The sequence below is a fragment of the Vibrio sp. V39_P1S14PM300 genome (genome assembly GCF_009904765.1).
Lineage (GTDB): Bacteria > Pseudomonadota > Gammaproteobacteria > Enterobacterales > Vibrionaceae > Vibrio > Vibrio proteolyticus.
In genome coordinates, this window is the sequence record NZ_WXWP01000026.1 from 1 (window position 1) to 21,728 (window position 21,728).

18 protein-coding genes and 1 tRNA gene are annotated in these 21,728 nt (G+C 52.1%); 11 read left to right on the forward strand and 8 right to left on the reverse strand.

Annotation, left to right across the window (positions count from 1 at the left end; all coding sequences use genetic code 11):
* The first annotated feature begins 48 nt into the window (after positions 1-48).
* The 7 genes from CAG65_RS01440 (at position 49) to CAG65_RS01470 (ending at position 9,362) form a co-directional block, all read left to right on the forward strand.
* Entirely contained in the window at positions 49-1,659 is a 1,611-nt protein-coding gene (locus CAG65_RS01440) for a peptide ABC transporter substrate-binding protein (protein WP_161451665.1), read from the forward strand.
* Positions 1,660-1,742: 83 nt separating this feature from the next.
* On the forward strand, positions 1,743-2,663 hold the full coding sequence (gene oppB / locus CAG65_RS01445; protein WP_161451667.1) for an oligopeptide ABC transporter permease OppB: 921 nt from the start codon (positions 1,743-1,745) through the stop codon (positions 2,661-2,663).
* 8 nt (positions 2,664-2,671) lie between these two features.
* A complete protein-coding gene (locus CAG65_RS01450) occupies positions 2,672-3,604 on the forward strand; it encodes an ABC transporter permease subunit (protein WP_161451669.1) in 933 nt (310 codons plus the stop codon).
* 9 nt (positions 3,605-3,613) lie between these two features.
* Positions 3,614-4,603: an ABC transporter ATP-binding protein gene (locus tag CAG65_RS01455; protein ID WP_021703972.1), complete on the forward strand. Its 990-nt coding sequence runs from the start codon at positions 3,614-3,616 to the stop codon at positions 4,601-4,603.
* Between the two features lie 10 nt (positions 4,604-4,613).
* A complete protein-coding gene (locus CAG65_RS01460) occupies positions 4,614-5,606 on the forward strand; it encodes an ABC transporter ATP-binding protein (RefSeq protein ID WP_161451671.1) in 993 nt (330 codons plus the stop codon).
* A 2-nt stretch (positions 5,607-5,608) separates the two neighbouring features.
* Complete coding sequence (locus CAG65_RS01465) at positions 5,609-7,393, forward strand: aminopeptidase P family protein (RefSeq protein ID WP_161451673.1); 1,785 nt, start codon at positions 5,609-5,611, stop codon at positions 7,391-7,393.
* A gap of 226 nt (positions 7,394-7,619) precedes the next feature.
* Entirely contained in the window at positions 7,620-9,362 is a 1,743-nt protein-coding gene (locus tag CAG65_RS01470; RefSeq protein WP_161451675.1) for a hemopexin repeat-containing protein, read from the forward strand.
* 50 nt (positions 9,363-9,412) lie between these two features.
* On the opposite strand, the gene CAG65_RS01475 is transcribed toward CAG65_RS01470, so the two are convergent.
* Together CAG65_RS01475 and CAG65_RS01480 are read right to left on the reverse strand one after the other, a co-directional pair.
* Positions 9,413-11,578 carry a M9 family metallopeptidase gene (locus CAG65_RS01475; RefSeq protein ID WP_161451677.1) on the reverse strand — a complete coding sequence of 722 codons (2,166 nt, stop codon included), beginning with the start codon at positions 11,576-11,578 and terminating at the stop codon, positions 9,413-9,415.
* 294 nt (positions 11,579-11,872) lie between these two features.
* Positions 11,873-11,949, reverse strand: a tRNA-Arg gene (locus CAG65_RS01480).
* A gap of 202 nt (positions 11,950-12,151) precedes the next feature.
* Here CAG65_RS01480 and folD point away from each other — a divergent pair.
* Positions 12,152-13,012 carry a bifunctional methylenetetrahydrofolate dehydrogenase/methenyltetrahydrofolate cyclohydrolase FolD gene (gene folD / locus CAG65_RS01485; RefSeq protein WP_161451679.1) on the forward strand — a complete coding sequence of 287 codons (861 nt, stop codon included), beginning with the start codon at positions 12,152-12,154 and terminating at the stop codon, positions 13,010-13,012.
* A 68-nt stretch (positions 13,013-13,080) separates the two neighbouring features.
* On the opposite strand, the gene CAG65_RS01490 is transcribed toward folD, so the two are convergent.
* The 4 genes from CAG65_RS01490 to CAG65_RS01505 all read right to left on the reverse strand — a co-directional run bounded on the left by CAG65_RS01490 (position 13,081) and on the right by CAG65_RS01505 (position 16,778).
* Positions 13,081-14,280 (reverse strand): NupC/NupG family nucleoside CNT transporter, encoded by a 1,200-nt coding sequence (locus CAG65_RS01490; RefSeq protein WP_161451682.1) that lies wholly within the window; start codon positions 14,278-14,280, stop codon positions 13,081-13,083.
* A 217-nt stretch (positions 14,281-14,497) separates the two neighbouring features.
* Entirely contained in the window at positions 14,498-15,445 is a 948-nt protein-coding gene (locus tag CAG65_RS01495; RefSeq protein ID WP_161451684.1) for a LysR substrate-binding domain-containing protein, read from the reverse strand.
* Between the two features lie 47 nt (positions 15,446-15,492).
* Entirely contained in the window at positions 15,493-16,464 is a 972-nt protein-coding gene (locus tag CAG65_RS01500) for a lytic murein transglycosylase (protein ID WP_161451686.1), read from the reverse strand.
* Between the two features lie 29 nt (positions 16,465-16,493).
* Positions 16,494-16,778, reverse strand: coding sequence for a YcgL domain-containing protein (locus tag CAG65_RS01505; protein WP_161451689.1), 285 nt, complete (start codon positions 16,776-16,778; stop codon positions 16,494-16,496).
* Positions 16,779-16,970: 192 nt separating this feature from the next.
* On the opposite strand from CAG65_RS01505, the gene minC reads away from it, so the two are divergent.
* Genes minC through minE form a run of 3 tightly spaced genes read left to right on the forward strand, consistent with a single transcriptional unit; the run spans position 16,971 to position 18,734 of the window.
* Entirely contained in the window at positions 16,971-17,633 is a 663-nt protein-coding gene (gene minC / locus CAG65_RS01510; RefSeq protein WP_161451691.1) for a septum site-determining protein MinC, read from the forward strand.
* Positions 17,634-17,653: 20 nt separating this feature from the next.
* Positions 17,654-18,466, forward strand: coding sequence for a septum site-determining protein MinD (gene minD / locus CAG65_RS01515; protein WP_021703961.1), 813 nt, complete (start codon positions 17,654-17,656; stop codon positions 18,464-18,466).
* A gap of 4 nt (positions 18,467-18,470) precedes the next feature.
* Positions 18,471-18,734, forward strand: a complete 264-nt coding sequence (gene minE / locus CAG65_RS01520; RefSeq protein WP_021703960.1) for a cell division topological specificity factor MinE — start codon at positions 18,471-18,473, stop codon at positions 18,732-18,734.
* Between the two features lie 101 nt (positions 18,735-18,835).
* Here the strand turns inward: minE and CAG65_RS01525 are convergent, their stop codons facing one another.
* A complete protein-coding gene (locus CAG65_RS01525; protein WP_161451693.1) occupies positions 18,836-20,452 on the reverse strand; it encodes a peptide ABC transporter substrate-binding protein in 1,617 nt (538 codons plus the stop codon).
* Positions 20,453-20,559: 107 nt separating this feature from the next.
* On the reverse strand, positions 20,560-21,675 hold the full coding sequence (rnd, locus tag CAG65_RS01530) for a ribonuclease D (RefSeq protein WP_161451695.1): 1,116 nt from the start codon (positions 21,673-21,675) through the stop codon (positions 20,560-20,562).
* Positions 21,676-21,728 lie beyond the last annotated feature (53 nt).

A 21,728-nucleotide genomic window follows, 5' to 3' on the forward strand; every position in this document is an offset into this window, starting at 1 on the left:
ATATACCTTTTCCTTGTTGCATAACGACAAAAACACAACGAGGAAGTCATGAAGATAAGCAAACTACTGATGCTGAGTGCCGCGATTGCCGGTGCTTTTTCAGCCGGGGCTATCGCCAAGCCTTACCCTGCAGGAACGCAACTCGCAACAACACAGGAAATCACCCTCAATAACGGCGCGGAAGTCACGTCGATTGACCCAGCAAAACAGGCCGCGGAGCCAGCGTTTAACCTCGGTCGAGACCTGTTTGAAGGACTCACCATTCAGGACAAAACCGGGAAAACCATTCCCGGAATAGCCAGCAGTTGGACCGTAAATGACGACAACACCGTGTACACGTTCTCCCTGCGTAACGCCCACTGGTCCAATGGCGATCCGGTAACCGCGCAGGATTTTGTCTACAGTTGGCAACGCCTGCTGGATCCGAAAACCGCCTCGCCTTACGCCTGGTTTGCCGCCATTCCCAAAATCAAAAACTCGGACAAAATCATGAAAGGCGAAGCCAGCCCGCAGACTATGGGCGTAAGGGCGATCGATGCGCACACTTTTGAAGTCACGCTCGAGCAATCGGTGCCGTTTTTCATCAAATTGCTCAGCCATCCGGTGTTGGCGCCCGTACATCAGGCAACCGTGGAAAAGTACGCGAGCGAGTGGACCCAGCCACAATACATAGTGACCAACGGCGCTTTTACGCTTTCCGAATGGAAAGTGAACGAAAAATTGGTGATGGTGAAAAACCCGCACTACTGGGATTACGAGAACGTCGTGTTGGAAAAGATCACCTGGTTGCCTATCGGTGACGCCAATGTTTCACTCAATCGTTACCTGGCCGGAGACATCGACGAAGCCTTATCCATTCCAGCGGCGCAAAAGAAAAAGCTGCTGAAGGAATACCCGCAACAAGTCGCCAACACCAGCGCGTCACTTGGCTCCAGATTCTATTATCTCAACACTCAAAAAGGTCCGACTCAGGATGTAAGGGTTCGCAAAGCGCTGTCTTACGCCATTGATCGCAACATTCTCACCAAAGCCATTTTGAAAAACGGTGGCATTCCTATGTATACCCTGGTGCCTCCGCAAACCGATGGATTTACTTCCCAGACACCTGAGTTTGCCAACTGGAATCAGAAACAGCGTAACGACAAAGCCAAAGCGCTGCTGGCCGAAGCAGGCTACGGCAAAGACAAACCGCTGAAGCTGACGTTCACCTTACCGACCTTTTCCACCGATGTGAAAGTGGCAACGGCTATGGTAGGCATGTGGAAAAGCGTGCTCGGCGCTCAGGTGGAGATCAAACAGCTGGAGCCGAAAGTATTTTACGCCCTGAAAGATCCAGGCAACATCAGCCGCGGTGGCTGGACCGCAGACTACAACGAAGCATCGACCTGGTTAGATCTGTTTGTCTCCACGGGTGAGTACAACGACTCGCGCTATAACAACCCGAAATATGACCAGCTCATGGCCGACTCGAAAGTGCTCGATGATCCGTCCCAAGAGTACCTGCAAGCCGAAGCCTTACTGCTGGACGATATGGCGATCATTCCGGTCTACCGTCCGGGTAACGATCAGTATCTGCGCCAACCCTACATTGGGGGCTACGAGCGCACCAACCCAGAATCCTCTTACTACCGCAAAAACGTGTACATGAAAGCCCATTAACCGGGCCGTATTTGGGGCCGGGTGTCTGCGGTTCGGCATGAACACACCCGGCTCCCTTTTTCGCGGTTACTCGGAGAATCATTATGTTGCTCTACATTCTGCGTCGTCTGCTCATCGCGGTTCCGACGCTGCTGTTCATCGCGCTGGTTTCCTTTTGGCTGATGCACATCGCACCCGGCGGTCCGTTTGATATGGAGCGTCCGATGCCAGAAGTGGTGCGCGCTAATATCGAAGCCAAATTCCACCTGGATGAACCATTTCTGGTTCAGTTCTTTATCTACATTGGCAACTTCGTTCGTGGCGATCTCGGTCCCAGCTTTGTTTATCAGGATTTTAGCGTTACTCAGTTGGTCGCACAGTCCTGGCCAGTCTCGGCCATACTGGGTGTGCTGTCGTTTTGCATTTCAGTGCCTTGCGGCATGTTGCTTGGCACGGTCGCTGCACTCAAACGCAACAGTCGCTTGGACTATTTGCTGATGTCGCTATCGATGACCGGAGTGGTGATCCCTGCGTTTGTGCTGGCGCCAGTTCTGGTGACCATTTTTTCTATCCAGCTCAACCTGCTGCCGGCCGGTGGCTGGGAAGGCGGCAAGTTGGCGTTTTTGATCCTGCCGGTGTTAAGCCTGGCGATAGGTTCTATTGCCAGTATCGCCCGAGTGATGCGCGGAGCCATGATAGAAACCCTCAATCAGCCTTACATCCGTACCGCCAAAGCCAAGGGCCTGTCTACCCGTTACATTCTGTTCCATCACGCACTGCGCCCTTCTCTGATCCCAGTGGTTGCCATGCTCGGCCCGGCTTTTGTCGCCGTTGTGACCGGGTCGGTGATCATCGACATCTTTTTTGGCACTGGTGGCATGGGGCAGCACTTCGTATCCGGAGCGCTCAATCGCGACTACGGCCTGGTTATGGGCATTACGCTGATCGTCGCCTCGCTCACCATCTTCTTCAACCTGATCGTCGATTTACTCTACACCGTGATCGACCCGCGTATCCGCATTTAGGAGGCAGGATGCTGACGACAAAAAAACTCGATAGTACCTTGCTGTCTGAACGCATGGCAGCTCAAGTGGAGGCCGTCGAAGGCCGCAGCCTGTGGCAGGACGCCTGGGCCCGCTTTCGTAAAAATCGCGCGGCCATGGCGTCGGTCTACGTACTGCTGCTTATTATTTTGTGCATTACCTTTGGCCCCAGCCTCTCTCCCTACAACCATGATGAGATAGACTGGAACGTAGTTGCTGAACCTTATGTGCTGGGCAAGCCATCTCTTGAGAGCGGACACTACTTCGGTACCGATGATCTTGGTCAGGATTTGTTTGCGCGCACCATGAAAGGCGGTCGTTTGTCCATCATGGTCGGCTTTATGGGGGCGCTGGTCGCGGTGGTGATCGGCACCATCTGGGGCAGTATTTCCGGCTACGTAGGCGGTATGGTCGACAGTGCCATGATGCGCATCATTGAAGTGCTGGATTCGGTGCCATTCATGTTCATGGTGATCCTGTTTGTAACCCTGTTCGGCAACAATATTTATCTGATTTTCGTGGTCATCGGCATGGTCTCCTGGCTTGGTATTGCCCGAGTGGTACGTGGGGTCACCTTCAGTATCAAGAAGCGCGAATTCATCGAAGCCGCACATTCAATTGGCGTGTCTAAATTCACCATCGTCTGCCGACACATTCTGCCCAATGTCCTTGGCATCGTCATGGTGTATTCCTCACTCATGGTGCCGGGATTCATCATGTTCGAATCTTTTCTCAGCTTTCTCGGACTCGGCGTCCAGCCACCAGACACCAGTTGGGGCATCCTGATTGCCGAAGGCGCCAAAACGATCGATGTTGCCCTGTGGCTGCTGCTGTTCCCTTCGTTGTTTCTGGTGGCCACTCTGTTTTGCTTTAACTTCATCGGCGATGGCCTGCGTGATGCCCTCGACCCGAAAGATCGCTAAGGAGCCGATATGACCATTTTATCGATTCAGAATATGAACGTACGCTTTGTCACCCCAGACGGTCAGGTTCAGGCAGTCAGTGACCTCTCGTATCAGATTGCCGCGGGTGAGACGCTGGGGATCGTCGGAGAATCGGGCTCGGGGAAAAGTCAGTCGGTGTTTGCCCTGATGGGCCTGACCGCCGAGAACGGTCTGGTCAACGGTGAGGCCAACTTTCATGGTGAAAACCTGCTCACCATGTCCAAACGCCAGCTCAATCGCGTGAGGGCGGAGAAAATCGGCATGATCTTTCAGGATCCGATGACCTCGCTCAATCCGTTTATGAAAATCGGCAAGCAGTTGTGTGAAGTGCTGATGGTCCACAAAGGGATGAGCAAAGCCGAAGCTCGCCGCGAGTCCATCCGCATGCTGGATGCCGTGCGCATTCCGTCCCCTGAAACGCGATTGACTCAATATCCTCACGAGCTTTCCGGCGGGATGCGTCAACGGGTGATGATCGCCATGGCATTGCTGTGTCGCCCGGAATTGCTGATTGCAGACGAACCCACGACAGCGCTGGACGTTACGGTACAAGCTCAAATTCTAGCTCTGCTGCGCGATCTGCAACACGAATTCAACACCGCCATTTTGCTGATCACCCATGATATGGGCGTGGTCGCGGAAATGTGCGATCGGGTACTAGTGATGTATGGCGGCCGAAAAATGGAAGAGGCGGACACCGACACCCTGTTCCGCCAACCCGCTCATCCGTATACCCAAGGGTTGTTGAAAGCGATTCCCTCGATCAGTGAAGACATGCAGCGACTGCCGACGATACCGGGAAATCCGCCCAGTGCGCTGATCAACAGCAAAGGTTGCCCGTTCAAAGAACGTTGCAGCCACTACCGACCGGATTGCAGTGCAGTCACGCCGGCATTTCTGCCACTGAGTCCGAGTCAGGCCATTGCCTGTCACGTGATGGGACAACACAACGTCACCCCCTTGGTTCGCTCGGCATAAGGAACACGTCATGGAACAACACGATATTTTACTCTCCGCTCGCGAACTGAAAGTGCACTTTCAGGTGGGTAAGCACTTTCTACCCAGCCGGCGTAAAATTGTTCAGGCCGTCAACGGTATCGATCTTGATGTCTACCGCGGGGAAACGCTGGGAATCGTTGGCGAGTCCGGCTGTGGTAAATCAACACTGGCACGTGCACTGCTGCGTCTGGTTGAACCCACCAGCGGTACGCTCAACTGGAAAGGTGACGACATGCGCGCTTTTAATAAACGCACACTGGCACATCGTCGCCGTGAGTTTCAGATGATATTTCAGGATCCCTCAGCCTCACTCAACCCGCGTCTGACCATCGCCGAATGCATTGCTGAGCCTCTGCTGACCCATGAGCCACAGCTCAAACGCCCTCAGGTCGAGCAACGTGTCATGGCGATGATGGACAAAGTGGGCCTTTTGCCCAGCCAGCGTAACCGCTATCCGCATGAGTTTTCCGGCGGTCAGTGCCAGCGGGTGGGCATTGCCCGAGCTTTGATCCTCAATCCGGATCTGGTGGTATGCGACGAACCAGTCAGCGCACTGGATGTCTCCATTCAGGCCCAGGTGATCAATCTGCTTGATGACCTCAAGCAGGAAATGGGGCTGACCTTAGTGATGATTGCACACGACCTTAGCGTCGTGCGCCACATCAGTGATCGGGTGATGGTGATGTATCTCGGTAAACCCATGGAAATGGGCCGGTACGACAAGGTATTTGACCAGGCTCAGCATCCCTACACTCAAGCGTTGCTGTCTGCCGTGCCAATAGCCAATCCCACACTGGCACGCCAGCGTGACGTGCAGCTTCTGCCCGGCGATTTACCCTCTCCCCTCAATCCACCGAGTGGCTGCGTATTTCGCACCCGCTGTCCTCAGGCCAGCGAACTCTGCGCCCAACAGCCGCCAACTCCGAGTGGCAACGATGAACATCATCTTTTCTGTACCCATAATCGATTAGGAACTGTGTAAGTATGAATTCGATCTGTCAGCGTCTGGCGGCTTTGCGCCAGGCCATGAGTCAGCACTCGCTGGCCGCCTACATTGTCACCAACAACGATCCACATAACAGCGAATACTCGGCCGATCACTGGCTGGCTCGCAGCTGGATCTCCGGCTTTACCGGCTCGGCTGGCGATGCCGTGATCACCGCAGACGGCGGTGGTGTCTGGACCGATGGCCGCTACTATATTCAGGCAGAAGAACAACTGACTGGATCAGGCTTAAACCTGTTTAAAGCCAGACAAGCGGAAACCCCAACCATTGCCGAATGGCTGACCGATACACTACCACCCGGCGCAAGAGTCGGCGTGGACGGGCGGACAATCAATGTGAATGTCTATCAGCAGTTAACCCTGGCGTTTGCTGACAAAGGCATAGAATTGGTGCTCGATCATGATCTCATTGACCCGATTTGGACAGATAGGCCATCGCGTCCAGAGACCCGAGTGTTTAACTATGATCTGGAATACGCCGGGGTTGAGACCACGGACAAACTGACCGCAATCCGCAGTTGGATGACGCAGCGAAAGAGCGATGCGTTGCTGGTTTCGACGCTGGATGACGTGATGTGGACCTTAAATATCCGTGGTGGCGACACTCTGTATTGCCCACAGTCAGAATCCTACCTTCTGATCACCACAGAAACATGCCAATTGTTTATCGAACCAGACAAGCTGCCTGCCGATGTCGCCGCTACGCTGTTGCAGCAGTCCGTGACGGCGCAGCCATACAGCGCAGTCAGTGAAACGCTTGCCACACTCGGCCAAGGCTCCCGCCTGACTCTCAACCCTGCCAGCACGGACAGCTTGTTGATCAGCCGAATCCCCAAAGAAATTGATGTACATGGCGAGCCTTGCCCCATCACCGACATGAAAGCTCAGAAGAACCCGGTTGAGATGGCCAATATGGAAAAAGCCCTGGTGATGGACGGTGTCGCCGTGGTGCGGTTCATGCACTGGCTGGAACAACAAGTGCCCGGTGGCCAAGTAACCGAGTTGTCTGCGGAAGCACAGCTGCGCGCCTGGCGTCAGCAGAATCCGAATTACATCGGCGAAAGCTTTCGCACCATCGCGGGATTCGCCGCCCATGGGGCCAAAATGCACTACGCTGCCGATGCGCAAAGCAACGTGATCGTTGATGAAAGCCAATTTTTTCTGGTCGACTCCGGCGGTCAGTACCTCAACGGCACCACCGACATCACCCGCACATTTCACTTTGGCCAGCCGACTGAGCAACAACGCCGCGATTATACCCTGGTGTTAAAAGCCGTGATCCGTCTGACTCAGGCCCGCTTTCTTCAGGGATCGACCGGCGCCAATCTGGATGTGCTGGCACGCGGCGTCCTGTGGCAACACGGTATCGATTATAAATGTGGTACCGGCCACGGAGTCGGTGTGTGTCTCAACGTCCATGAGGGACCGCAAAACTTCTCACAGAACCTGAAAGAAGTGGCGCTCAAACCTGGTATGGTGATCACTAACGAGCCCGGTGTTTACCGTGAAGGCGAATACGGCGTGCGTATCGAAAACATCATGAAAGTCATCGAGATGGAACGCAATGCGTTCGGCACCTTTTATGGCTTTGACACCATCACACTCGCGCCAATCGCCACCGCACCGCTGGATACCAGCCTACTTGATGCACACGAATTGAGCTGGCTGAATCACTATCACCATCGAGTTTACGAGGCCTTAGCACCCCATCTGGATACCGACGAAAAACAGTGGCTGCTCAGCGCGACCCAGACCATCGTTTAACATACTGTACATTCCCTGTTTCATCCTCCTTTTGCCAGCGCTCTGCTGGCTTTTTTTGTTGGCAATGACTCGCCGGTCATTTGTTGGGGCAATGACACACCAATAATCGATGTCATCAATTCAACACAAATATGTCTTTGATCATTCAAGCGACATTCATATAGCTCACCTAAAGTAATACTGGACTATACCAAATAGTTAGTTACACACTCATCATGGAGGAACAATGAAAACAACGTTACTTGGCCTGGCTTTAGCTGGCTTATCTCTATCGCTGCATGCAGCCGACAATAAAGTACTTTTGATCGGAATCGACGGGCTGCAATACGAAAAACTCGCTGGCGTCGATACCCCGGCCTTTGACCGTCTCAATATCACCAAAGCTTATACGGGCGGGATCGCCGGTACATCCACCGAGCAACTGACCAAAAGCGGCCCCGGCTGGGCCACGATTCTGACAGGCATGTGGGTTGACCGACATCAGGTGACCAACAATGACTCCGGGCTTGCCAACAGTGATGTGAAAAGCGTTTATCGCTACATTGCGGAAGCCAACCCTCAGGCGGATATCTCCAGTTTCAGTACCTGGGCACCGATCCACACACAGTTTTTCAGAAACGATTTGGAGCTAATGACCCGTTATACCTCAGGCGGCACCGATGACAGCAATTTACAACAGACGCTGACCACACTAAGCAGTCAGGATCCGGATTTCATCTTTTTGCATTTGGATGAACCGGATGAAGTCGGCCACAGTCAGTGTTTTGGATCCGCGTACAATGCCTCCATTAAAGCGGCCGACCAGCGTCTGGGCCAATTACTGGACGCCGTCGAGCAGCGTGAACAGCAAGGTGAAGACTGGCTGGTTCTGGTCACCACCGACCATGGTCGCACGCCGGTGACCGGATGCGGCCACGGCAATCAGACCAGTCAGGAAAAAACCATTTTTATTGCGACCAATCAGTCGTTGAACACCGAGTTCAGTCAAGTGACCCAGAATCCGGTTAACACCGATTTTGGTGGCCTGTACGGATACGCCGCGCAAACGGCCATTACTCCGACCATTGTGCGCTTTTTGGCCGCGGATACCGGCACTCAAACCGATTTCGCCAGTACCCCGATGGTCGGTGAACCTGGCGTTCGCAAACTGATGTACTACAACGGTGCGTTCAGTTGGGTCAATGGCAGCTCGGCCGAAGTTGAGGTGTACCGTAACAACACTCTGGTCGACACTCTGAATAATGGCGAAACCCAATGGCAGGATCCAGCCGCTCCCCAGGGAATCAATCACTACCGTTTTATGCAAAACGACGTGTCGGTCAGCTATCAGATCTCTCAGCTCGATCTGACCGCCGCTCACCAGTGGCACAATGCCAAGAGCTACTTCTTTGGTCAAAGCGGCCGCTACTGGCGCTACGATACCGTCTTGGATAAAACCGACAGTGGCTACCCGACTCCAGTGACTGATTACAACTGGCCCGGGCTTGCCGATTACAAACAGCTGATCGATGCCGCGTTCTACAAAGATGCCAACACGGTGTATTACTTCCTCAGCGATGGCCGTTACCTCAGCTACGATGTGCAGGCGGATCGAGTTCGGGACGGCTACCCAAAAGCCGTAAGTGACAATGACTGGCCAGGGCTGGCACCTTACGCAGACCGCATCCAGGCGGCGCTAAAATGGCAGGGAGAGCGGGTGTATTTCTTCCTCCGCGACGGCACGTATCTACGTTATAACCTCAGTGAAAACCGTGTCGACAGCGGCTATCCAAAGCCAGTCAATGACTCGACATGGCCGGGGCTGGGGGCATACGCTGGAAAAATTACCGCGGCGCTGAAATGGAACGACGCTCGAGCGTATTTTTTCGTGGAAGGGAATCAGTACCTAAGATACAGCATCTCGGCCGACCAGGTGGATGCCGGTTATCCTAAACCGATCAACAGTTCGACCTGGCCCGGGTTGCAGTAACCCTGAGTATAAAAAAACCCGGCCTATGCCGGGTTTTTGCAGTTACCAGATTAACGACAGGACGTCGCATCGAAATCAACAGCCAGCGCTGCGCCGCTGAACGCACCGGAGATTTTGAGGTAACCCCAATAGTTGCTCTGACTATTGACGACAATACACTCCTGGTTACCGCTGTTATCCGACGACGCGTCCACATTGCTGCCGTCCGGCCAGCCCTGATTGCTGTATTCCAGCTTAAGGTCACCACTGCCCTGCCCAGTCGTGATGGCAATCGACTGTCCGGCATTGACGGCTTCGATGCTGAGCCAAATCACGTCCTGACTGGCAAGACACACAGGTTCGCCGACGGTAACACGCCCGCCGGAAACCGTTGGCTGACCGTCACAGCCAGGCAGTGACGAGCCGTTAACCAATTGAGTGGTCCATTGCTCAAACTCGCCCTGATACTGCGCAGCCCACTGGTCAATGATGGTTTTGTAGCCGCTCCAGTTACCAGCCCGAGTTTCCGCCAGCATCAGGTTTACCTCATCCGGATGACGTTCGAACATGAAGCGCACCGCCAGATAACCCCAGCGGTAGATACGGTCGACATCAAAGCCATCGTAGGTGGTGTCAAAGATTTCACTTAGGGTGTACACCGAACCGTCTTCGATGGTATCCAGCGCAGCCTGGTTGTCCTTTTCTTTGGACACGTACTCAGCCACCCCTTCGCTCCACCATACCACTTTCTCCGTCGGTGCCGAAAAGTCTCCGTACATATCAAAACGCCCGTCCAGATAATGGACGTATTCGTGTTCCAGGTTCCAGATGTAGTGATCCGGATTGGCGTAGCTGGCTTCATACGCAATGAAGTTCGGCACATTCCCCGGCAGAGACGGGTCACCTTCCAGGTACATACCACCGTTGTTGGTGTCTATGCCAAAAATCGGCCCGGCGTACTTACCGTAGTCTTCGCTGGAGTTAAAGATATTTACTTGTAGCTGGGTATTGTGATCGTCGGCAACCGGCTGGTTGCCGGTTTCAAGCGTGGTATGAAAATACCCCTCTTCAAAGCCCATTTTGTCACAGGCGGCCTGTTGTTGAATCGCCGTCAAATCTTGCGACAAAATGCGGATCGTCGGGCTACACGTATAACTCTGCGCTAAAACCTGCGCTTTCAATTGCGTTTCAAAACCGCAAATCCCGTAGTCACTGCAATCCGCATAGTAAGATACCACGTCCGCCGCCCCCAGCCAGACCGCATCACCACTGCCATACATCGGATACTGATCAAACAGTTGGGTCAGTTTCTGTTTCACCAAAGGCTGTATCGAGGTGTTGCTGTACATGGTCAGACGACCCAGCTCTTTCCCTGCATTTGCCAACATGAACTCCGAGTCACTACCCACCATCGACTGATTCAAGGCAAACTGGCTCAAAGCCTCAACCAACTGCGTTTGTTTACCAATCTGAGCCACAAACTGATTGTTCCACTGACCACGGTACAAAATAGTGAATATGCCGTTAACAGCATTTCGCATATACCAGTGCTGGGCATAATCACTGTTCCAGCGCGTCAGCCACTGTGTCACCACATCCAGGTACTCATGTTGTAGCTCCGCGCTGTCCATGGTGATGATCACTTCACCCAACACTTTGCCATGCGCATCGTTGCTATCGTAAAAATGGGGACTGGCAACAAACGCATCCACCGACTCTTTCACCGCAGTGGTCACCCAACTGGCGAGAGTCACCCCATCGTTATAGAACTCAGCGTAAAACCCGGCCCGCAGATAGAGAAACAGCGCTTCCAGTTCGCTGCTGCCACCACCCGGGTAATTTTTGGCCAGTTGTGTGGTGTACTTGGCCACCTGATACATATTGTTCGAGTCGAATGCGCTGACTTGAGTGGCACTGTCTGCACCGAACAGTTCGTTGACACACTGCGAACCCTGTGTGCGAATTTCACTGATAAGTTGATTGGTGTCTGAAGTGGCAAACGCCGATACATCGCATTCAACCGTCGCTTCAGCGCTCATGCTGCGCAGCAAGGATTGAGCTTTTTGAGGCGGTTGCATTGTCTGACGTGTCGGTGCACGGTCATCCTGATGGGTTTCAACGCCATGATGATGTTCCAGGTTCAGTGGTTTATGTTGTGGGGTCGGCGCTGACGCAGCCCAAGCGTGCGTCTCAGCCAACATCGCTACCACGGCGATGGTCAGTTTTTTCAGTTCCATTATGTTTCTTCTTTTGTCGTAAATTAATCCCGCTTACCGAACGGCCAGTAAGCACTGACGCGGAGAACGAATCAGCCGTCTCACAGTAAAACTGCAACAAAAGCATTAGAAACAAATTTTTAACATTCTCAATAAAAGGTACCAAAAAGCAACACTTTAGGTCTCAAGACCTGATACTGGTAAAACGAGGATTGTGTTTTCAGAGGCTTGAACTAGCCGATTTTATAAAATCTTAATGGCCGCTCTAGGACAGGAAAGCAAAAAGGCCCCAGCATAAGCTGAGGCCTTAGAATATGGCACGCCCTACAGGATTCGAACCTGTGACCACATGCTTAGAAGGCACGTGCTCTATCCAACTGAGCTAAGGGCGCGTTACAGGGACAGGATTATACGAGCTGCAGTTCTTAAATCAATGGCTTTGTCTAACTTTCTGATTCAAGTGCCTAAAAAAGCCACACGCCACCCTCAAGTGACGAAAAACAGAACAAAGCAAACGTTTGCCTATAGATGTTCATTAAGATATCTGCGACAATGCGCGCAAAAATATTGGCCACCAATTTTTGAAGGAAAGTCATGACAGCTCAAAATATCGACGGAACTCTAATCTCTCAAACGGTACGCTCGGAAGTCGCGGCGCGAGTTAAAGCTCGCACCAATGCCGGTCTGCGCGCACCTGGCTTAGCTGTTGTTCTGGTCGGCGAAGATCCGGCCTCTCAGGTGTATGTCGGCAGCAAGCGCCGCGCCTGTGAAGAAGTAGGCTTTGTGTCTAAATCCTTTGACTTACCGGCCACCACGACAGAAGAAGAGCTGTTGTCTCTGGTTGACGAACTCAATGCTGACGCTGAGATTGACGGTATTCTGGTCCAGCTCCCGCTGCCAGCCGGCATTGATACCACGCATGTACTTGAACGTATCCATCCGGAAAAAGACGTCGACGGTTTCCACCCTTACAACGTCGGTCGTCTGGCTCAGCGTATTCCAAAATTGCGTTCGTGCACGCCTAAGGGCATCGTTACCCTGCTGGAACGATACAACATTCCTCTACGTGGCAAACACGCTGTGATTGTCGGTGCGTCTAACATCGTTGGCCGTCCAATGACACTGGAACTTCTGTTGGCGGGTTGCACCACCACCACCTGTCACCGCTTTACCAAAGATCTGGAAGGTCATGTGCGTCAGGCTGACATTCTGGTCGTCGCAGTCGGTAAACCGGCATTTATTCCGGGTGCGTGGATCAAAGAAGATGCGATTGTGGTCGATGTGGGCATCAACCGTCTGGAGTCTGGCAAACTGGTGGGCGACGTGGAGTACGACGTTGCACGTGAAAAAGCCAGCTTCATCACACCAGTGCCTGGTGGCGTTGGCCCAATGACGGTCGCGACGCTGATCGAAAACACCATGATGGCGTGTGAGCAATACCACACCAAGAAGTGATCGTGACAAAGACAACAAAGGGGTGACATCGGTCACCCTTTTTTATTACTGCGATATTGAACTGCGGTTTACAGAGACAAAATCACGCCAGCCAACGACGCGCTCATCAGGTTTGCCAGTACACCGGCCGCAATGGCACGGAAACCGTATTGGGAGATAAACGCGCGCTTCTCTGGGACCAAACTACCCAGGCCACCAATCAGCATTGCCATGGTGGAGATATTGGCAAAACCACACAGGGCAAACGTCACGATCGCCTGAGAGTGCTCACTAAGCAGATCACGGTTTTCAATCAGTTGAATAAACGCCACAAACTCATTCACGACGATCTTGTTGCCGATCAACGAACCCGCCGTAATCGCTTCGCTCCACGGGATCCCCAGCAACCAGGCGACAGGGGCAAACAGGTAACCCATGATCAGCTCAAAACTCAACTGAATGCCAAACAGGTCGCCAACCCAACCCAGCATACCGTTTAACAGCGCAATCACACTGACAAACGCCAGCAGCGTTGCGCCAACGGCCACGGCAATGCGCAGGCCAGACATCGCGCCATCTGCCATCGCTTCAACCACGTTGGTTGCACGCGGCATCTCGACATTGTCGGCTTCAGAGTCAACGGCTCCCTCACCGTTTTCCGGCATCAGCAGTTTGGCCATCATCAATCCCGCTGGTGCTGACATAAAGGCTGCCGCAATCAGATAGTTAAGCTCGACGCCCAGTGACGCGTAACCCACCAGCGTTCCTCCGGCGACGGAAGCCAGACCACAGGTCATCACGGCGAAAAACTGCGAATCGCTCATGTGCTTCAGATACGGTTTGACGACCAACGGCGCTTCAATCATACCGACGAAGATATTCGCAGTCGCCGAGAGCGACTCAGCGCGGCCCGTGCCGAGAAACTTCTGTAATCCACCACCAATCAGGTTGATCACCTTTGGCATAATGCCCAGATGATAGAGACCAGATATCAGCGCGGAGAAGAACACTATGATACCTAATACATTAATGGCAAAGGTAAAGCCGCCCGTTGCCAGGCCACCAAACAAGAAAGTGATCCCTTCCTGACCATAGTTGATCAGACCGGATACCACTTCCGTCACCCGATTCAACGCCTCTTTACCGGCCGGAATGTAAAGCACCAGCAGCGCAAACAATACTTGCAGCAGAAACGCCAGCGACACGGTTTTAAGACGGATATTTTTTCTGTCAGTTGAAAGTAACCAGGCAATAAAGAAGATCGCCACGACACCCAAGAGAGAACTCATAAAAAGGTAACCAAAAAAGAAACAGGAAGGCGCGGATTGTATGCAGGCAAACGATTAACGCAACCGAAGGATGTTAACGACTATCAAACTCGATGGAGATTAAAATTCAACCACGCAACATAACCACTTGAATTTAATGAGGATAAACGTTTGCGTCACCTTGACTATTTCCATATGGAAAAGATGTTTCTGAAACAGGAAATAATCGTGCTAGAAATCACACTTTAGGTGTGCGGATATAAGCAGCGAGATTCTGATCCCAATGGCAGGGGGAACCGATCTTCTGCCGGATAAACTCGATCACGGCTGAGGTTTTTTTCGGCATATGCTTACGGCTCGGGTATACAGCGTAAAACGGCATCGACTGACTGGCGCGCCAGTCCGGTAACAACTGAATCAGTTTACCGCTGCGAAACTCATCGCGCAGCAGATACGTAGCCAGATACCCCACGCCCCATCCGGCAACCGCAGCGTCACGTACCGCCTCGGCCAAATCGACCGAATAGTTTCCGGAGACTTTGACAAACAGTTCCTCACCAGCGCGGGAAAACGCCCAACTGGTGTAATCACGCTCCCAACTGCGATAAATCAAACAATTATGCTGCGCGAGCTCATCCGGTGTTTGTGGCGTGTCGTGCTGAACCAGATAATCTGGCGATGCGGCCACCACAAACTGACAGTCGGCCAGACGCTGGGCGATGTACCCTTCCGGCAAGTGTTCGTTATTGGTAATCCACAGATCTAAGCCCTCTTCGAGCATATCAACGCGATAATCGAATAAATGGACTTCCACTTGCAGGTTCGGGTAGCGCTGGCGAAGCTCATCCATGGCGGGAATGATATGTAACGTCCCGAACGATTGTGACATTCCCAGCCGCACCAGGCCGGAGACTTCATCACGTTGACTCTCCATTTCATACTGAGCCGCATTGATCGTTTCAACCAAACGAGCACAGTGCTGATGAAATTGCAGCCCAGCTTCAGTCGGGGTGAATGTCCGGGTAGTGCGCTGTATCAACTTGAGCCCCAGCGACTCTTCCAACACATTCAGCTGTTTGCTGACATGAGAAACAGACACCCCCAGGCTCTTCGCCGCCGCCGTAAAACTCTGGTGTTTCACCAGCGCAGCAAAAATCACCATTTGGGCGGCTCGTTCAGAAAGCACGGCAATATCCTCAGAAAGATGAAGGGGCTCTAGTGAGCCCCTAAGAATCAGTAGATGATGGCATCCGCCAGATGGCTGACCGCTAAGGCAAAGTAATACGACCGGTTCCACTTCATCAACACATTGTAGTTGTTGTAGACCAGATAAGCGCGGCCGTTCTCATCGTCCGGCATGATCAACCAGGCCTTGATGTCGTTGTCCAGTGTCGGCAGTGGTTGACCGTTGTAACGGGTCACGCCCAGCTTGCTCCACTCCCGCAAATACTTACCTTTGGCTTCATCGCGCCCTTCCAGGCTTTTGTCGATACCGTGCGGTACTTTGACCTGGCGCCCCCAAGTGTAGTTGTCGTCCCAGCCAGACTGACTGAGGTAATTAGCCGTGGAAGCAAACACATCTGCCTGCGTTCCCCAGATGTCTTTTTTACCATCACCGTTACCGTCTGCCGCAAACGACAAAAACGAGCTTGGCATAAACTGACATTGCCCCATCGCGCCCGCCCAGGAGCCTTTCATGTCATCCGCTTTAATATGACCTTGCTGAATGATTTCCAGCGCCGCCATCGCTTCTTTGCGGAAAAACGCTTCACGGCGGCCGTCATAAGCCATGGTCGACAGCGCATCGATCACGCTGTAACCCCCAGTGAACTTACCGAAATTGCTCTCAACGCCCCACAACGCCACAATGTAACGCGGTTGGACACCGTACTCTTCACCGATGCGTTTAAGCGCCGCGTAGTGCTCCTGATAGAGCTTACGGGCCTGCTTGACTTTCCACGCTGGAACGGCACGCGGGATGTATTCATCCAGCGTGAGTTTTTTTTCGGGCTGATTACGATCGGCTTTGACTGCCCGTGGCTTGTACGTAACATTTTTGAACGCATCATCAACCACTTGCTGAGAAATGCCATTTTTGAGTGCTTCTTGTTTGAGACCTTCGACGTACTGCTCAAAGCTTTGCTCGTTGGCCACTGCGCTGGTCGCCAAACTTAAACCTAATACGACTGACAATAGTTTTTTCAAATTGCCCTCCTTGAGCAATTATTGGTCACTCAACCTTTGTTATTTTGCTGAGCTTTGCGTTCTTTGTATTGTTCCAGCAGATTTTCTGGCGGCGGTGGTAGTTGCAGGAAAAAGCCCTCTTCGTTCATAGACGCTTTCACTTTTTCGATGTCAACCTGGGCCAGATGACGCCCGTCCATCTTAATCATCATCACGAAAACAGGTTTGCCGAACATCTGCATGAGAGTGTCAGGAACCTGTGAAAAATCATCCTTTTTCGGGATATAGAGATAGGTACCTTCTTTTTTCGAACTTTTGTAAATTGAACAGAGCATAGTGTTCCTTTTGCCACGAAGGCTGAGTATTTGTCTCAGTTTCGTAAACAATTAGCTAAAATTGCAACTAAAACGACCATTTGACAGCAACATAACTTGCTGTGCTATGGCGGGGAATATAACATGAATACCCAGGTTCCAAGCAACGCCCTTTCTTATGAGGCGATGAGTTATTGAGGTCAATGTAGCCATATGTCATCTTCCCCTGACCTAAAAGGTAGCAGCTTTACTTTGTCAGTTTTGCATCTTTCTGACAATGATGTCCCAAAAACCATTGAATTTCTCAAAGAGAAGGTTGAGCAGGCACCGGCCTTCTTCGCCTCAGCACCAGTGGTGATCAATATTGAGCAGGTGAAGGAAGACATCGATTTCACTGCATTAAAACAAGGCATCACCGATGCAGGCATGATCCCGGTCGGGATCACAGGCAGTAAAGACAAACGCATGCAGAATTTGGCATCCCGTTCCGGGTTCGCCATCATGTCTGCCAGTAAATCACCGTCTAAGGCACCAGCAAAAATGGCGCCTACCAAAGTAGTTCGTACCCCTATCCGATCCGGGCAGCAGGTGTACGCGAAAGACGGCGATTTGGTGGTCATGAACCATGTCAGTGCCGGTGCAGAAGTTATTGCCGACGGTTCTATCCATATCCACGGAACGCTCCGTGGCCGCGCGATTGCCGGGGCAAGTGGTCAGAAAGACGCAAAGATCATTTGCCATGATTTACAAGCCGAGCTGGTGTCTATCGCAGGCAGTTACTGGCTCAGCGACAAAATTGAACGTGAGTTCTGGCAGAAGAAAGTCATGGTGTCCACCCAGGATGACTCTCTTCATATCGAAACGCTCACCATTTAAGAAAATAAGGAAAACACATAATGGCACGCATTATCGTTGTTACGTCAGGTAAAGGTGGGGTGGGTAAAACCACGTCCAGCGCGGCCATCGCATCTGGCCTCGCGATGAAAGGCAAAAAAACCGCAGTGATCGATTTTGACATCGGTCTGCGAAATCTGGATTTGATCATGGGGTGTGAGCGCCGTGTGGTGTACGACTTTGTCAATGTCATTAATGGCGAAGCAACACTGAATCAGGCACTGATCAAAGACAAGCGCAACGACAATCTTTTCATTCTTCCTGCTTCCCAAACCCGGGACAAAGATGCGCTGACACGTGATGGTGTGCGTCGCGTTCTGGATGAACTGGATGAAATGGGCTTTGATTTCGTGATTTGTGATTCACCGGCGGGTATCGAACAAGGCGCGCTTATGGCGCTATACTTTGCAGATGAAGCCATTGTCACAACCAACCCAGAAGTTTCGTCAGTACGTGACTCTGACCGTATTCTGGGTATTCTGGACTCGAAATCACGTCGCGCGGAAGAAGGCCTTGAGCCCGTCAAACAGCACCTGCTGCTGACGCGCTACAACCCTACCCGCGTCACTCAGGGTGATATGCTGAGTGTGGAAGACGTAGAAGAGATCCTGCATATTTCGCTGCTCGGGGTTATCCCGGAAAGCCAGGCAGTATTGAATGCCTCCAACAAAGGCGTGCCGGTGGTGTTTGACGAGCAGTCAGACGCCGGTATGGCATACAGTGATACGGTCGAGCGTTTGTTAGGCAGCCAGGTGGATTTCCGCTTCCTGACGGAGCAGAAGAAAGGAATCTTTAAACGACTATTTGGAGGCTAGCGACATGTCATTACTTGAGTTTTTCAGACCGCAGAAAAAATCTTCTGCGAATGTCGCAAAAGAGCGTCTGCAGATCATCGTCGCAGAACGTCGCAGCCAGAACGATCCTGCGCCGAACTATCTGCCGCAACTTAAAGAAGACATTCTTAAGGTGATCAGTAAGTACGTCGCGGTTGATCCGTCGATGGTCGACCTGTCGTTTGAGCATAAAGATGACGATATTTCCGTGCTCGAGCTGAACGTTAAGCTACCAGACGACGAAAAATAATCGTATCGGTGGTGCTCTGCTCTGCACCAAGCAACGAAAAAGAAAAAGCAGGATGTCATTCATCCTGCTTTTTTATTGGCCACTCTGTCATTCCCGCCTAATTACTCAACGAAATACATGTCTTTTGCGTAGATATTGCCTTTCGGGTTGTTATCCGGGAAACCCTTCAGCTTGGCGTTCACCAGTCGGGTGTGTTTATAGAAGTGTAACGGAATAATTGGGGCGTCATTGACGATCAGCCGTTCTGCCTGCTCGTAATACTGGTAACGTTGTTGCTGATCGCTGGCTTTCGCTGCACTTTGCAATAACTTATCGACCTGTTCATTGCAGTATTGGGTGCTGTTATTCACGTCATGACAACGAAAACTGTTCAATACCGCAGACGGCTCCGCGAAGTCACCAAAGGCAAACGAGCGAGCTACCGTAAAATCGCCGTTCGATTTGGCGTTGAGGTATGCATTCCACTCCATATTATTCAGCTCAACCTTCACTCCCAGCGGCTTCCACATTGACGCAATCGCCAGTGCAATGCGTTTATGATTTTCACTGGTGTTATAGGTCAGCGTTATCTTCAGCGGATGCTTATCATCGTAGCCGGCCTCTTTCAACAGTGCCCGGGCAGTCTCGATACGCTGCGTGGTGTCCCAACTCGCAAATTCCGGCTGCGCCGCCCGGTAATCCGGAATAATGTCCGGCACCACCGAATAAGCTGGCGGCTCTCCCTGACCAGTAATTTTCTCCACCAACGTGTCCCGGTCGATCATCATACTCAGGGCACGACGCACATCCGGATTATCGAACGGCGCCCGCTGCGTATTAAAATCATACACGTACGCTCCGAGCAAACGCAGTGAACGAATCAGGTTCGGATTGTCTTTGCTCAGTTTCTGATAGTATTCCAGTTGTACCCGGTTGGTCATGTCGATCTCACCCGACATAAAACGGACAAACTCGGCATTCTGGGAAGAAAGCGCCAGATAGCGCACCCCATCAATGTAGGTATGTTCGGCATCGTAATAGCGTGGGTTTTTGGTGACATCGACATACTCATTCGGCACCCAGCGTTTTAAAGTGTAGGCACCGCTGGTGACAATGTGTTCCGGACGAGTCCAATTTTCACCGAACTTTTCGACTTTGTGTTTGGGCACCGGTGCGAACGTTTTAATGCTCATCATACTGAGAAAGTGCGGCGTTGGTTGTGTGAGCGTCACAACAAAGGTGTGTGCATCCGGAGCTGCGACCCCAAGTTGGCTAACGTCAGTCGCGCCGCTCAGTACCGCTTGAGCGTTGAGCACATTCGCTGTCGTCAGGTTAAAGCCCGTGCTGTTTCCCGTACTCGGATCGACCGCTCTTTGCCAGGCGAACACAAAATCCTCAGCGGTGATCGGCTGGCCATCCGACCAGGTCGCAGGTTTTAAGTGGAAGGTGACGGTCTTTCCGTCTGTGGATGTTTGCCAGGACTGTGCCAGCCCACCGACAATTTCCCCTTGCAGATTTTCTATTAGCAAGCCTTCGAACATGTCGTTAACGATCACATCCCCAGGCGAGCCAGAATCGACAAATGCAGGATCAAGCGTGCTTGGCTCTGCGCCATTGCCGCGTACCAGAAACTGCTCTTTCGCTAAAACGTCGCCCTCGGCTAAGGTTGCAGCGCTGACTGGCAGCGGCGACAAGAGCAGAGCGGCGTAAACCGCTCCGGCAAGTCTGTTTTTTTTCATTTATCGATATCCTTATCATATGTAATGCATCACCCCATTTTTACCATACTCAAATGAGGCTTGCGATAAGGATTCGTCAAATTTTCTATAAGAGACAATAGATTAGACTAGATTAAAGAGTCTAATTTTTCACCAAACAGTGGTTTACGCCAACCTTGCATCACATCCGGCAGACGCACCGAATCACGCTCTTTACGCCACACCCAGCTGATGACCTGATTCAGTTGCTTCTTGGAAGCAAGAAACTCACTCGCCAGCCCGGTATTTTGTGACACGTGTTTTACTTCATCCTTGAGCTTTTTGAACAGCTGTTTGTACCCAGGTAAGTCCATCAGGCGCTCAATTTTTTCCGGATACTGCTCGGCAGGTGTCTGCTGCGCTCGCTTCACGATCCCGGCAATCCGCCCGCCATGACGGCGCACTGAGCGAGGATCCATGCCTTCCTGCTCCATTCGCTGCGGGCTACGGATACCAAGCCGCGCAATGGTCAGCAGATCCGTGTCTTTAAACACAAAGTTCAGCGCCAGATCGTTTTTCATTGCGTACTCAATGCGCCATGTTGCCAAAGGCTTGAGGATAGCCAATTCACTCGGACGCAGTTGCCAGGCGCCTTTGATATCCAAATAGGCGTTGTCGATATTCGCGGTACGGATGCGCTTTTGGACCAGCAGATCACTCTCCTGCTGCGCGGCTTCCCACCAACCGGCCTGCAGAACTTCGGCCAGCAGTTTGTCGTACAGCGGATAGAGGTAGTAAACATCGGCAGCCGCGTACTCTAGCTGTTTTTGACTCAGTGGACGCGCTACCCAGTCAGTACGAGACTCACTTTTATCCAGCTCCAGCCCCTGATACTCGGCCACCAGCGTCGCAAAGCCGGTTGACAAGCCATGACCAAGAAACGCCGCCATGATCTGGGTGTCAATCATCGGAACCGGCGTACAGCCAAAGGCATTCTGGAACACCTCCAGATCTTCGCCACAAGCGTGCAGAACCTTCATGACTGACGCGTCTTTCAACAGTTCCACAAATGCGGTCATTTCTTCCAGAGCCACAGGATCGATCAGCGACAACGTGTCCCCGTCGAACAATTGGATCAAGCCCAGTTGCGGATAATAAGTACGGGTACGGACAAATTCGGTATCCAGCATGACCACATCACGCTCACGCGCTTGCTGACATACGGTTTCCAGTTCACTGACTTGGGTAATAATCTGATAGTTCACAAACTTCTCGCTCTGTTTTCTCATCGGGAGAAAAGAAAAATGCCGACATATTA

Excerpts from the sequence above, each read along its gene's own strand:
- CAG65_RS01440 (WP_161451665.1), top strand. The coding sequence starts at position 49 with ATGAAGATAAGCAAACTACTGATGCTGAGTGCCGCGATTGCCGGTGCT.
- oppB (WP_161451667.1), top strand. The coding sequence starts at position 1,743 with ATGTTGCTCTACATTCTGCGTCGTCTGCTCATCGCGGTTCCGACGCTG.
- CAG65_RS01450 (WP_161451669.1), top strand. The coding sequence starts at position 2,672 with ATGCTGACGACAAAAAAACTCGATAGTACCTTGCTGTCTGAACGCATG.
- CAG65_RS01455 (WP_021703972.1), top strand. The coding sequence starts at position 3,614 with ATGACCATTTTATCGATTCAGAATATGAACGTACGCTTTGTCACCCCA.
- CAG65_RS01460 (WP_161451671.1), top strand. The coding sequence starts at position 4,614 with ATGGAACAACACGATATTTTACTCTCCGCTCGCGAACTGAAAGTGCAC.
- CAG65_RS01465 (WP_161451673.1), top strand. The coding sequence starts at position 5,609 with ATGAATTCGATCTGTCAGCGTCTGGCGGCTTTGCGCCAGGCCATGAGT.
- CAG65_RS01470 (WP_161451675.1), top strand. The coding sequence starts at position 7,620 with ATGAAAACAACGTTACTTGGCCTGGCTTTAGCTGGCTTATCTCTATCG.
- CAG65_RS01475 (WP_161451677.1), bottom strand. The coding sequence starts at position 11,578 with ATGGAACTGAAAAAACTGACCATCGCCGTGGTAGCGATGTTGGCTGAG.
- folD (WP_161451679.1), top strand. The coding sequence starts at position 12,152 with ATGACAGCTCAAAATATCGACGGAACTCTAATCTCTCAAACGGTACGC.
- CAG65_RS01490 (WP_161451682.1), bottom strand. The coding sequence starts at position 14,280 with ATGAGTTCTCTCTTGGGTGTCGTGGCGATCTTCTTTATTGCCTGGTTA.
- CAG65_RS01505 (WP_161451689.1), bottom strand. The coding sequence starts at position 16,778 with ATGCTCTGTTCAATTTACAAAAGTTCGAAAAAAGAAGGTACCTATCTC.
- minC (WP_161451691.1), top strand. The coding sequence starts at position 16,971 with ATGTCATCTTCCCCTGACCTAAAAGGTAGCAGCTTTACTTTGTCAGTT.
- minD (WP_021703961.1), top strand. The coding sequence starts at position 17,654 with ATGGCACGCATTATCGTTGTTACGTCAGGTAAAGGTGGGGTGGGTAAA.
- minE (WP_021703960.1), top strand. The coding sequence starts at position 18,471 with ATGTCATTACTTGAGTTTTTCAGACCGCAGAAAAAATCTTCTGCGAAT.
- CAG65_RS01525 (WP_161451693.1), bottom strand. The coding sequence starts at position 20,452 with ATGAAAAAAAACAGACTTGCCGGAGCGGTTTACGCCGCTCTGCTCTTG.